Source organism: Campylobacter concisus (assembly GCF_002165785.1).
In the GTDB taxonomy this organism is placed as follows: Bacteria; Campylobacterota; Campylobacteria; order Campylobacterales; family Campylobacteraceae; genus Campylobacter_A; species Campylobacter_A concisus_W.
Genome location: NZ_NDYO01000013.1, coordinates 67,986 through 80,156 on the forward strand (window position 1 = coordinate 67,986; position 12,171 = coordinate 80,156).

The following is a 12,171-nucleotide window of genomic DNA, read 5'->3' on the forward strand; positions in this document are numbered from 1 at the left end:
AAAGTTGTGGCAAAGCAAAGAGTTAACGAGATAGAATTTACCAACCTTTACGACATTGATATGGAGCGAGCTATACTAAGCTCCATTTTGCAAAACAACGATATTTTAGGTGAAATTTTTGACATTATTAAGGCAAAGGATTTTTATCTAAAAGGGCATTCGCAAATATATGATGCAATGGTGGCATGCCTAAATAGCGATGATCCTATAACTATGCCATTTTTAAAAAATAGACTTGGCGAAAAATACGACGAAGAGCTAATACTAGATATTTTGGGTACAAATTCCCTAATAGACATTCAAAAATATGCAAATGAACTAAGAGAAAAATCTATAAAACGAAGTCTTGTAAAGATCGCTCACAATATACCAAGCAAAGTAAATGAAGATAAGCTAAGCCGCGATATGGTCGATGATCTTAGCCAGGAATTTTACTCTTTGATAGAAGGTGGAAGCACTGGAGTTATAAAAGAAGGCAAAGAGATCATCATGAAAATGATGGATCATATTAATGCTCAAGCCTTGCTTGGTGAAAAAGATATCGTTGGGCTTGATACTGGATTTAAAAAGCTAAATGAGATGATAAAGGGCTTTAAAAATGGAGACCTCATCATTGTCGCAGCTCGTCCAGGCATGGGAAAAACGACACTTTGTTTAAATTTTATGAGTCAGGTTTTAAAAAATAATGCTGGAGTTGTTTTTTTCTCACTCGAGATGCCAGCTGAGCAAATAATGATGAGAATGCTAGCAAGCAAGACCTCTATCCCACTTCAAGACATAATGACTGCAAAGATGGATGATGAAGCGTTGGCTAGATTTAGCGATGCTTGCGAGGAGTTTGCGGCTAGCAAGCTTTTTGTGCATGATAGTGGCTATGTAAATATCCATCAAGTAAGAACGCAAATGCGAAAACTAAAGGCAATGCATCCTGAAATTTCACTTTGCGTGATTGATTACATCGGTCTTATGATGAGTACAAATAACTACGCTGATCGTCACGTCCAAATAGCTGAAATTTCTCGTGGATTAAAGCTTTTGGCACGTGAGCTAGATATGCCAATCATCGCTCTTTCTCAGCTAAACAGAAGCCTTGAATCTCGCGCAAACAAGCGCCCTATGCTAAGCGATCTAAGAGAGTCAGGTGCGATCGAGCAAGATGCTGACATCATTCTTTTTGTTTATAGAGATGAGTTTTATCTAGAACAAGAAGAAAAAGAGAAAGAAAAACGCGCAAGTGCTGAGGGTAAAGAGTACAAGAGCAATCACGTCTTTAATAAGCTTCAAGAAAAGGCTGAGATCATCGTTGGCAAAAATAGAAATGGCGAAACTGGTTCAGTTGATGTGCTCTTTCAAAAGCAACACTCAAGGTTTGAAGATATGTCTGCAATGCCAGTATCTGATGTTTCATTTGAAGGCTGATGCGTTTTAAAGCTTTAAAAAATAGAGAAATTTTTACTATATTTTGTCTGTTTTGCCTTTGCATTTTTTCTATAAATTTAGCTATTAGCTATCATAAATATCAAATTTTTATGGACAAAGGCGAACAAGAGCTAACAGCAACCGTGATTTCTAGCTACGAAAAGCTTGGAGATGACGGCAAGAAAAGGCAAATTTTAAAGCTTAAGACTGATGAGTTTTTATTTTATACGCTTGGAGCTAAAACAGATGAGTTTAAAGCTGGAGATAGTATATTTCTAAGCGTCATAAATTTAGACGTTAGTTTTAAAGACTATCTTGCTTCCTCTTTTTACATGCCTAGCTTTTCACGCGAAAAACTACCACGAAAAGCCACGCTAAATATCAATCAAAAATTACAATCACTAATCTACGCCCAGCATGAAAATAGTAAAATTTCACAGCTCTACTCGGCTCTATTTTTAGGCACAAGTATTGACGCAGAGTTAAGAGATGATGTCTCGCACCTTGGTATAGCGCATCTTATAGCCATAAGTGGCTATCATTTAGGTTTTATAAGCGCAGTTATATTTTTTGTATTTAGGCCGCTTTTAAAATTTTTATATGCGAGATTTTTACCTTTTAGAAACTACAACTTTGATCTAGCTATTGTCGTTTTTATAGTCTTGTCATTTTACTTTTTTATAATAGGCTTTATACCAAGCTTTTTGCGAGCATTTTTAATGAGCATTTTAGGATTTTATTGCACGTTAAAAGGCGTCAAAATTTTAAACTTCAAAACACTTTTTATAGTAGCGCTTGTTAGCATGTCGCTCTTTCCGCAGCTACTTTTTAGCGTAGGTTTTTACTTTTCACTCATGGGCGTTTTTTACATATTTTTATATTTTAAACACTTAAAAGATAAATTTTCGCCTTTCATTCATCTTATACTTTTAAATTTATATGTTTGCTTTGCAATGGAAATTTGCGTGCTTTATTTCTTTCCGCTCATTAGCTTACAGCAGCTTAGTGTCCTTGCTATCAACTACATCTTTAGCGTTTTTTATCCATTAAGTGCTGCGCTTCACATCGCTTCGTATGGCGGCATTTTTGATGGATTGCTAAATAATGTTTTTAATTTTAGACTAAGCTCGACTAAAATTTTTGTGCCAGCCATTATTTTTATCTTTTATAATATCGCTTCACTTCTAGCTATAAAATTTAGATCTATATTCTACATTTTACCGCTGCTTGGGCTTTTGTGCTTTTTCGTTGCCAGCTATAAAATTTACGCCTAAGCGATCTTCATACCATAAAATTTCATTATCTTGTTATGAATTATCAAAGATATATACATTATAACAGCGCCTAAAATTAGCCTAGTTAAGTTTGTATCCTTTTGCCAAAAGACTAAATTTACAATGATAGCAGCTGGAATGAGAGCGTTATTCATGATGGCAAGCACGCCGCTATCGACCTCGCAAGCGCCTTTGTTCCACATAAAATATCCAACTCCACTAGCGACTATGCCAAGCCAGAGAAGCACTAAAATTTGTGTTGAAGTAAGTGAAAATTTGGCTGGATTGCCAAGAGCAAGAAGCGCAACGATAGCTACAAAAAATGCACCAAAGTGAAAGTAGCCAAAGACATTTTTTTGATCCACGTCAAATTTTTCTAAAAGTGCCTTATATGCGCTCTGCCCTGCTCCAAAGCAGATATTTGCCGCTTGCACTAGCAAAAAGCCCTTTAGTACACCATCGTTAATAGCGCCGTATTTTATAACCAAAGCTCCAAAAACCGCAACGCCAACGCTAAATAGATAAAGTGGCCTAAATTTAAAGCTAAATGCGTCATATATAAGCGTCACGTAAAACGGCGTAAAAATGGTAAAAAGTGCGACTTCTGGCACACTTAGATACAAAAATGAATTGTAATAAAATAGATACATAAGTCCTATTTGCACCGCTCCGATCGCCATGATGCCAAATGCTAGCTTTGGACTGATGCCACGAAATTTTGTAAATGGTAAAAAGACTAAGCTCGCAAGCGCAACCCGAATAAAAACAGCCAAATAGCTATCAACCTTGCCAGCTAAAAACTCGCCTATCAAACTAAAGCTAAACGCCCACAAAATGGTTACAAAGATTAGTTTATTCAATTATCACCTCGTTTATTTTTCTTGCACATTCGAAAAAGTACTCAAGTTTATTTAGCTCAAGTAAATCGCCATCAAGTATGAAATTTGCCCTATCGCTAAAATTTTTCTCACTCACAAACAAAAATTCTTCATATTTTATCTCGCCATCAAGATAGCCATTTAGCAGATCAATAAAATCACTATCAAGCTTATCTTGCTTCAAATCTTGCAAATTTAACTTCGCGCTTAAGCCTTTGATCGTGCCTTCTAGCTCTTTTAGGCGAGTGATTATCCTATTTTCTTCATCGCTTAGATCAAGTGCCGCCTTTTGCTCTTCAATGCGTTTAACTTGACTTTGCTTACTAAGACTTAAGCTATCAGGCAGCTTCCACTCAAACTCCACTCTAGGCCTGTTCGCATCAGCGTAAGCGCCTATCATCTGTGAAGTCGTCCTCTCACCTTTTTTAAAGCTGTTATTATTCACACTTTGCGTATCTTTTAAGTAAATTTTTGGAGCAAATTTACTCTTTTGCTTCTCATTTTCTTGCTCTTTTATAAATTTTTCTTGCTCCATTGCCCCAAGTTTTGCGCTTATATCATCTTTGCTAAAATCTGGCATCATTATCTTTGAGCCAGCGTTAAAGCCGATCTCGCCGTTTGAGAGCAAATTTATCCTTGAGTTTAGCTCGGCTAGCTTAAGCCCAAGCTCGTCTAGCTCGGCTCTTTTTTTATTAAGAGTGAAATTTATCGCATCAAATTCGCTCTTATCTATCTCGCCATACTCAAACCAAAACTCATTTTCAGCCGCAGCCTTGGCAAAGCTATCAACAAATTTTGTCTCTAAATTTATAAGAGAATTTAGTGCAACAGCATTAAAATAGACCTTTGCGACCTGAAAAGCAGTGAGATTCATAAGCTCTTCATCTTTGTAAATTTTCTCCACGCCCTTGTGGTCTAAAATTTTATCAGCAGCCTCACTCGCACCACCGTCAAAGATGAGGTACTCGACCTTTGCCGTGATCGATCCAGCCTTTGTCATATACCCGCCCTTTAGCTCGTCAGGCACAAAGGTATATCTGCCATCAAGGGATAAATTTAGCTTGTTGCTCTTATTTTTATTTATATATTCGTTTTTATTAAATTCTTTCAAACTCTCAAGCTTCGCACTTTGCGCCAGAGCGATGATCTCTAGTAAATTTCCAGCCCAAAGAGGCAAAGCAAAGAGCAAAACCGCCAAAATATTCTTCAAATTCTCTCCCTTTCATAAAATTTTCTTATAAATTTATCAAGATTATAGACCCAAGCAAAAAGCACTGGCACGACAAGCAAGCTTAGCAAGGTCGAGCTAATGAGCCCAAAGATGATGCTTATAGCCATAGGCGAGTTGGCTTCAAAGCCAGCGCCTCTGCCAAGCGCAAGAGGCAGCATGGCAAATATCATCGCAAAAGTGGTCATCAAAACAGCCCTTAGTCGCTTTTTAGCAGCTATTTTCACAGCTTCGTTTGCCTCCATGCCGCTATTTGCAAAGTGGTTTGCAAAATCAACCACCAAAATGGCGTTTTTACCGACCATGCCAAAGAGCAAGATGACGCCAACCATGACAAATAGGCTAAATGGATTGCCGCTTATAAAAAGTCCGATCACTACGCCACAAAAGGCAAGCGGCATGGCTAGCATGATGAGAAATGGCAGCAAAAAGCTCTCATAAAGCGCAGCAAGCACCATGTAAATAAGCACCGCACTAGCGCTCACTGTAAAGATAAAAGAAGCGTTCGTATCGTCCATCAGCTCGACAAAACCAAGAAATTTATACTTGAAATTTGCTGGCAAAATTTCATCAAGCTTCTTTGAAATTTCATTTGCCACGTTATTTAGCGGAGCGTTGTTTTTGGTATTTGCTAGAAATTTGATCTCATCGGCTCTATTAAACCTTGAAATGCTAGCTGGCTTTTGCTCAAAACTAAGCGTCGCCACATCACCAAGTGTGACAAAAAAGCCCTCATTGCTTCTTATCTTGGTCTTTAAGATATCATTTGTATCGCTTCTAAATTTATCATCAAGACGCATGTAAAGCTCATACTCTTTGCCATTTTCGTTTTCAAAAACAGAGACCTCGTTCTGGCTAAATGCGCTATAAACAGCACTTGCAACGCTGGCTTTGTCTAAATTTAGCCTCTTAGCCTTATCTTCATCGATAGAAATTTGCACACGCTTTAGCAGATCTTCTTCGGGCGAATTTACATCCGTTGCGTCATTTATCTCTTTTAGCATCTTGCTAATCTTTGGTACAAATTTCTCTAAATCTTTGCCATTTTCAGAGGTGATAGTAAGCTTAACTGGCTGCACATCGCCACCTTCAACTACCGGAAGATCAGCTACAATGACGCTCATATCGTCACTTTTTAGCTTGTCGCGAAACCTCTGCATGATAGCGTTTTGCCGCTCGTGATTAGCTCTATTTTTTAGCTCCTTTAACCTAACGTAAGCTTTTACAAGATAAGGCTGCTTGGCGTCTGTGTAGCCAAGGATGAAGTAGGCGCAAGCGACCTGAGGATCGGCATTTATGAGTGAAATTTTATCTTTTAGCCTCTCTTTGCTAGCTTGCAAGCTAAGTGATGGCTCAAGCTTAAAGTAGATGTTAAACTCCGAGTTATCCTCGCTTGGCATGAAGTCACCGCCTACAAATTTAGCCAGTCCAAACGAGCAAACAACGACCACAAGCGTTATGGCTAAAAATATGAGCTTAAATTTAAGCGCTAAAGTTAAAAGCTTCTCGTAGCCATTTTCAAGCGCTTCAAAAAATGGCTCGCTCTTTATATAAAATTTGCTCTCCTTAGCATTTACAAACCTAGCGCTAAGCGTTGGCACGAGAAAAATGCTAACAAAAAACGAGATGACGATGCCAGCTGCCACGCTCATGGCAAAAGAGTTAAAGTATTTGCCAACGATACCACTCATAAAGGCGATAGGCACAAAGACGCAAAGCAGAACGAGCGAGATCGCAAAGACGCTAAATGCTATCTCTTTTATGCCTGCAAAGCTTGCTTTTAGGGCATTTGGCTCATCTTTTAGCTTGCTAGCGATATTTTCAGTGACAACTATCGCATCATCGATGAAAATTCCAATGCCAAGCGTTAATGCGATAAGGCTTAAGCGATTTATATCGTATCCTAGGGCATTTATGATGAAAAATGTCGCCACGATGCTAGTTGGTATCGCTACGACTGAGATGATGGTGATCGAGAAATTTCTTAAAAATAGATATACGATCACGATGGTTAGCAAGATACCAAGGATCATATCAAAGGCGGTTTGATCGATGTGCTTTTGTATCACTTCGCTCTTATCGTAGGCTACTTTTACGTCGTATTCGCTGCCAAGCAGGCTTTTAAACTGATCTAGCTTTGACTTAGCTAGAGCGATCACGGTTAGAGCGTTTGCGTCTGGAGCTAGCTCAAGACCAAGCAAGACGCCACTTTTTTTATCCATTATCGCTGCTTCGTTTGCGTCTTTGTAAGAGAGATCAACGCTTGCGATATCTTTTAAAAAGACCCCTTGTTTGATCGTTAAATTTCTTATCTCATCTATGCTTTTGGCGCTGAAATTTGACTTGATAGCCATTTGGATTTTTTCATTTTCTATCTTGCCAAGCGGCGCTTTTAAATTTTCAACCTTTATTAAATTTGCCACTTCGTTTGCGCTAAGAGCGTTTTTATCAAGCTTAAATCTATCTAGTAAAATTTTCACCGCTGGCTCTAAAAAACCATTTGTCTTGACCTTTGAAACGCCGCTAATTCGCTCCAAAAATGGCTTTGCCACGTCATCGATCTCTTGCATGAGCTTGGTTTGATTATTATCAAGCCTTGTGATAAAGAGACTAAAGACAGAAGATGAGAGACCATTTAGCTTTTCTATCTCGTAGTTTGCGTTTAGGCGTGCTTTTTGCATCTTGTCGCGGACGTCGTTTGTAGCGCTCTCTAGGTCTTTGTTTAGCTCAAATTCGATGCTTACCACGCTTAGGTTGTCAAAGCTAGTTGAGTAAAGCTTTTTTATCCCCTCGATGCTTGAGACCTCGTCCTCTATCTTTTGCGTGATCTTTGTCTTGATGTAGTTCATATCGCCATTTGCGTAGGTCGTGATCTTAACGATTGGGATATTTACTTGCGGGTATAAATTTACATTCATCGTCTTTAGCGAGTAGATGCCAAAGACAACGAGGCTTAAAAATATCATAAGCGTAGTTATGGGGCGGTTTATGGCTATTTTTATCATTTATTTTCGCCGATTATCACTTTTCCTTGACCAAACATGCCAGGTTTTAAGCTCGTATCATAAGCCTCGGCGTAAAATTTTCTAGTCTCTCTTTTTATCTCTGGATAAATTAGCGCGATCTTAACCTCTTTTTCATCGCTTGTTGCGTCAAGCCTAAATTTAAAAATGTTGCCAACTTTTACTAAATTTGCATATTTTTCATCGATCGATATTAAAATTTTAGCCTCTTCGGAGTTTAAGACAAAGGCTGGCTGAAGCGGCGAAGCACTCTCGCCAAGCTCAATGTTTTTACTAGCGATAACGCCATCAAATGGAGCTTTTAAAACAGCTTTTTTAAGGCGATCTTGCGCATTTAAAATAGCGATTTGTGCACTTTGAACCCGAAGTATCGCTTCGTCAAATTTATACTTTACCTCGTCAAATTCTTGCTTTGAAGTGACGTCCCTTACTTGAGTAAATTTGCTTAAAGTATTTTTTGCAAATTCACTAGCATTTTTTGCCAGCTCAAGATCATTTTTTGCCTTTTTTAGAGCGATTTCTAAGCTGCTTTGATCAAGAATAGCTAAAGCATCGCCTTTTTTAACGTGGCTTGAAACATCTACAAAAATTTTATCCACTTTACCACTGCTCTCAAATGCGAGCTTTGAGCTTTGCTTGGCATAGACTTCAAAGTCGGCAAAAATTTCCTCACTAGCAAATGAAAAAATGCCAAATATCATCAAAACTATCAGCTTTCTCAATCTCTAATCCTCTCTAAAATCGACTCGCCATTTTCAAAAAAGAACTCCGCTTTTTTAATCTCAAGCTCATCTTTTGCACTCTCAAAAAGGCTAATGGCATCAAATTTTTGAGAAAGTGCCTCAAGCAGGTCGCTATATCCCAAAAGCCCGGAGTTATACTTTTCATAGCTAGCTTTTAATGCCAAATCGCTTGCTCTTACATATTCGTTTAGTGAAGCGATTTTTGAAGTGAGCACCACGATTTCACTTTGCAAATTTTTAAGCCTTGTCTCGTTTTCACGCTTTTTATACTCCAAATTTAGCCTTGCCTCATCAAGCGCGATCTTTTGAGCCTGACTCATCTTGCTAGTGGCGAAAAAATCAAAAATTTTCCATTTAAAAGCGATACCAAATTTATTGCCATGAGTATCTTCTTTTAGGTATTTATCCACGTATGAGCGGTAAGAACTAAGCCTGCCTAGATCGATATCGTAGTTATTTTTATAAAATCCATAGCTATCATAAAGCACAACCTGAGGCAAAAAGCCAGACCTTGTTTCATCAAGCTTAGCCTCATTTATAAAAATATCCTGGCTTAGTCTATCAAGCTCGGCATTTTTTGAAGCTAAATTTGAGCTAATATCAGCCATCTTTGCTCCAGCTACTGGCAAAATTTTCTCACCAGTTAGCAAATTTATCTCATTTAAGATTTGCTCCATTTTGTTTTTGTATTCAAGCTGTGTGCTATTAGCTAAGTAATATTTAGCCCTTACATTTTCAAGCTCATCTTTTGCGGCAAGGCCTGCAATGTTTGCCTTTTCAAGCTTATCTAAAACGCCTTTTAAAAAATTTGCCTGAGCCTGCTTGGCTGCGATTATATTTTCAAGTGCAGCTGCGTTAAAGTATAAATTTACAGCCTTAAGTGCAAGGTAGTTTTTAGCTTCATCACTTGCTATGGCGGCTTTGTTTTTTAAAAGCTGACTCATCTTTAGCCTCGCCTCTCTAGCTCCGCCATCATATAGTAAAAAATCAATTCTAGCCAGCACACCGGCTGACTCTTTAGCGACTATGCTTGGAAATGTGCTTGCGTTTTTGCCGTATGAGCCCTCTAGGCTAAGGCTTGGCATATATGAGCTTAATGTGGCTTCATCGTTTAAATTTGCTCTTTTTAGCTCAAGCTCTTTGATCTTTGAAATCTCATTTTGCGTTGCCTTGTTTGCGATCACACTTAAATTTGAACCAAACAAAAATACCGGCAAAAAAATGAATAAAATTTTTTTCATTAGTGAAAGCTTTTTACAAGATTTCCTATTAGTAAATTCCAGCCATCAACAAGCACGAATATGAGCAGTTTAAATGGCAGTGAGATCATTACAGGAGGAAGCATCATCATACCCATGGCCATCAAAACGGAGCTTACGACCATGTCGATGACAAGAAATGGCAAATAGAGCAAAAACGCTATCTCAAAAGATGTCTTTAGCTCACTTATCATGAAAGCTGACATTGCGATACTTAGCGGTATCTCTTCGATATTTGCTGGATTTTGTAAATTTCTAATCCTAAAGAAAAGCGCAAGGTCTTTTTCTCTTGTGTTTTTTACCATAAATTCTTTAAAAGGCTTTAAGCTCTTATCAAGCATCTCTTCATAGCCTATTTGCTCAGCTATATAAGGCTTTATGCCATCATTATAGCTCTTTTGCCCAACTGGCTCCATAATAAAAAATGTAAGAACCATCGCAAGCGAGATAAGCACTGTTGAAGGAGGAACTTGCTGTGTGCCCATCGCTTGGCGTAAAAATGAAAATACGATAACAAGCCTTAAAAAACTTGTCATCATAAAAATGAGCGAAGGAGCAAGTGCAAGTGCGGTGAGGATTAGTAAAACGTTTAGAGAATTTACAAGTTGCTCGGCATTTGTTGGAGAATTTAGACTTAAATTTATAGTTGGTAGCGCAGGATCAGCCCCAAAAACCGTGCAAAGTAAAACCGCTAAAGCAAGCAGTGCTTTCACGACTAATTCCTCATATCAAGGATACTTTTCTTAGTAGCCTCTTTATTTTTTGGCTCAAGCGATATGAAGTGAATTTCTACTCTATTGTTCTTGACTCTGCCATCTTCTGTGCTGTTACTAGCGATCGGATCAAACGAAGCTTTGCCAGAAGCTATTATTCTATTTTGTGGCACGCCATCGTTAATTAGCTCTTCAACCACGCTTAAAGCCCTTGCAGTTGAGAGCTGCCAGTTATTTTTATAAGCTGAGTCTTTACTTGGTTCTATATTATCTGTATGGCCGATGATATCGGCTTTTACATCATTAGGCATTTTCGCCACAATCATGCCTATTCTTTTTAAAAATAGCTTCGCATCTTCGCCAGAAATTTCAGCACTATCTTTCTCAAAAAGCATAGCCGCTGGAAGCCTTACGATAAAGCCATCCTCGCTCTCTTCCATCGTAATCTCAGGTGCCCCGCTAGCAGCTAGCAGCTCATTTATCTTTTTAACATTCATATTTAGCTCGCTTTGTGAGCCCTTTTGCTTGCTTGTTTTTTTTGCACGAGTATTTTCTGGATCTGTCTCTTTTTCTATCTGATTTTCAGGTCTAGCACCACCTTCAAGCACACTTAAAGCACCAGCTAGTGAGCCAACGGCAGCCTCCATCTTTTTAGCATCCATTGTCGCCATAGAAAGCAATAAAACGAAAAAACAAAGCAAAAGCGACATGAGGTCACCAAAAGCAGCTAGCCACTCAGGCATACATTTTGGACACTCTTCTGGTTTTATTAACTTACCCATTATTCAAACTGACTTTTTCTATCTTTTGGTGGTAAAAATGCTAAGAGTTTAGCTTCAAGCGTTCTTGGATTATCGCCTGCTTGTATCGACATGATTCCCTCAAGTACGACTTGTTTTTCAAGTGCTTCATCAGCATCGCGAATAGAGAGGATATTTGCCACAGGCGCACCGATGATGTTACCTATCATCGCACCATAAAGTGTCGTAAGCAAGGCAACCGCCATTGATGGACCGATCGCACTAGGATCCGACATGTTAAGAAGCATCGCAACAAGACCAATGAGCGTTCCTATCATACCCATCGCACCCGCAAAACCGCCGACTTGCTCAAAAATTTTAATATTATTTGAATGCCTTGTGCTAGTTTGATCGATATCGATCTCCAAAAGTGCTCTAATCGCATCTGGTTCATTGCCATCGACCGCCATTGAGAGGCCTCTTTTTAAGAACTGATTTGTCTCATTATTTACTTCGCTTTCGAGCGATAAGATACCATCGCGTCTAGCTTTTGTAGAGTAATCAACTATCTTTTTTATAGTCTCAGGCAAATTTACAACAACAGGTGGCTTAACGGCAACACCGTAAAATTTACCAATACCTTTAAGCGTCTCCATCTTGAAGCCAACCATCATAACGCCGATAGTACCACCAAAAACGATCATCACAGAAGGGATATCGATGTATGGTCCTATACCAACGCCTATCGCCATTGATCCAAACAAAAGCACCAGGGTCAAAACCCAGCCGACGACGGTTCCTAAATCCATTTAAGCTCACTTTATTTATAAATTCTTAAGAATTGCTATTTTATTAGCTTTTTGTTGAAACAATCGTTAAATTAAAAAAAATGTT

General features: G+C 38.6%; 10 protein-coding genes. 2 read left to right on the plus strand and 8 right to left on the minus strand.

Going from position 1 to position 12,171, the window contains the following annotated elements:
• Positions 1-6 precede the first annotated feature (6 nt).
• Positions 7-1,419, plus strand: a complete 1,413-nt coding sequence (locus tag B9N62_RS09750) for a replicative DNA helicase (protein WP_087585324.1) — start codon at positions 7-9, stop codon at positions 1,417-1,419.
• Positions 1,419-2,693 carry a ComEC/Rec2 family competence protein gene (locus tag B9N62_RS09755; protein WP_087585325.1) on the plus strand — a complete coding sequence of 425 codons (1,275 nt, stop codon included), beginning with the start codon at positions 1,419-1,421 and terminating at the stop codon, positions 2,691-2,693. Before B9N62_RS09750 ends, B9N62_RS09755 begins: the two co-directional genes overlap by 1 nt.
• Here B9N62_RS09755 and B9N62_RS09760 read toward each other — a convergent pair.
• From B9N62_RS09760 to B9N62_RS09795, 8 genes are read right to left on the minus strand one after another with little or no spacing between them, the layout of a single operon-like run.
• A complete protein-coding gene (locus tag B9N62_RS09760; protein ID WP_087585326.1) occupies positions 2,690-3,553 on the minus strand; it encodes an EamA family transporter in 864 nt (287 codons plus the stop codon). The two genes, B9N62_RS09755 and B9N62_RS09760, sit on opposite strands and share 4 nt — an antisense overlap.
• Entirely contained in the window at positions 3,546-4,781 is a 1,236-nt protein-coding gene (locus B9N62_RS09765) for a TolC family protein (protein ID WP_087585327.1), read from the minus strand. The genes B9N62_RS09760 and B9N62_RS09765 overlap by 8 nt, the downstream gene beginning before the upstream one ends.
• Positions 4,778-7,804, minus strand: coding sequence for an efflux RND transporter permease subunit (locus tag B9N62_RS09770; RefSeq protein WP_087585328.1), 3,027 nt, complete (start codon positions 7,802-7,804; stop codon positions 4,778-4,780). The genes B9N62_RS09765 and B9N62_RS09770 overlap by 4 nt, the downstream gene beginning before the upstream one ends.
• Positions 7,801-8,544 carry an efflux RND transporter periplasmic adaptor subunit gene (locus tag B9N62_RS09775; protein WP_087585329.1) on the minus strand — a complete coding sequence of 248 codons (744 nt, stop codon included), beginning with the start codon at positions 8,542-8,544 and terminating at the stop codon, positions 7,801-7,803. The genes B9N62_RS09770 and B9N62_RS09775 overlap by 4 nt, the downstream gene beginning before the upstream one ends.
• The gene (locus B9N62_RS09780) at positions 8,541-9,806 is read right to left on the minus strand and encodes a TolC family protein (RefSeq protein WP_087585330.1); all 1,266 of its coding nucleotides are present in this window, start codon (positions 9,804-9,806) and stop codon (positions 8,541-8,543) included. Before B9N62_RS09780 ends, B9N62_RS09775 begins: the two co-directional genes overlap by 4 nt.
• The gene (fliP, locus tag B9N62_RS09785) at positions 9,806-10,528 is read right to left on the minus strand and encodes a flagellar type III secretion system pore protein FliP (protein ID WP_374048483.1); all 723 of its coding nucleotides are present in this window, start codon (positions 10,526-10,528) and stop codon (positions 9,806-9,808) included. The genes B9N62_RS09780 and fliP overlap by 1 nt, the downstream gene beginning before the upstream one ends.
• An 11-nt stretch (positions 10,529-10,539) precedes the next feature.
• Entirely contained in the window at positions 10,540-11,319 is a 780-nt protein-coding gene (locus B9N62_RS09790) for a flagellar motor protein MotB (RefSeq protein ID WP_087585331.1), read from the minus strand.
• Positions 11,319-12,086, minus strand: a complete 768-nt coding sequence (locus B9N62_RS09795; protein ID WP_087585332.1) for a motility protein A — start codon at positions 12,084-12,086, stop codon at positions 11,319-11,321. Before B9N62_RS09795 ends, B9N62_RS09790 begins: the two co-directional genes overlap by 1 nt.
• Between the last annotated feature and the right edge of the window lie 85 nt (positions 12,087-12,171).

Excerpts from the sequence above, each read along its gene's own strand:
- B9N62_RS09770 (WP_087585328.1), bottom strand. The coding sequence starts at position 7,804 with ATGATAAAAATAGCCATAAACCGCCCCATAACTACGCTTATGATATTT.
- B9N62_RS09790 (WP_087585331.1), bottom strand. The coding sequence starts at position 11,319 with ATGGGTAAGTTAATAAAACCAGAAGAGTGTCCAAAATGTATGCCTGAG.
- B9N62_RS09795 (WP_087585332.1), bottom strand. The coding sequence starts at position 12,086 with ATGGATTTAGGAACCGTCGTCGGCTGGGTTTTGACCCTGGTGCTTTTG.
- B9N62_RS09755 (WP_087585325.1), top strand. The coding sequence starts at position 1,419 with ATGCGTTTTAAAGCTTTAAAAAATAGAGAAATTTTTACTATATTTTGT.
- B9N62_RS09780 (WP_087585330.1), bottom strand. The coding sequence starts at position 9,806 with ATGAAAAAAATTTTATTCATTTTTTTGCCGGTATTTTTGTTTGGTTCA.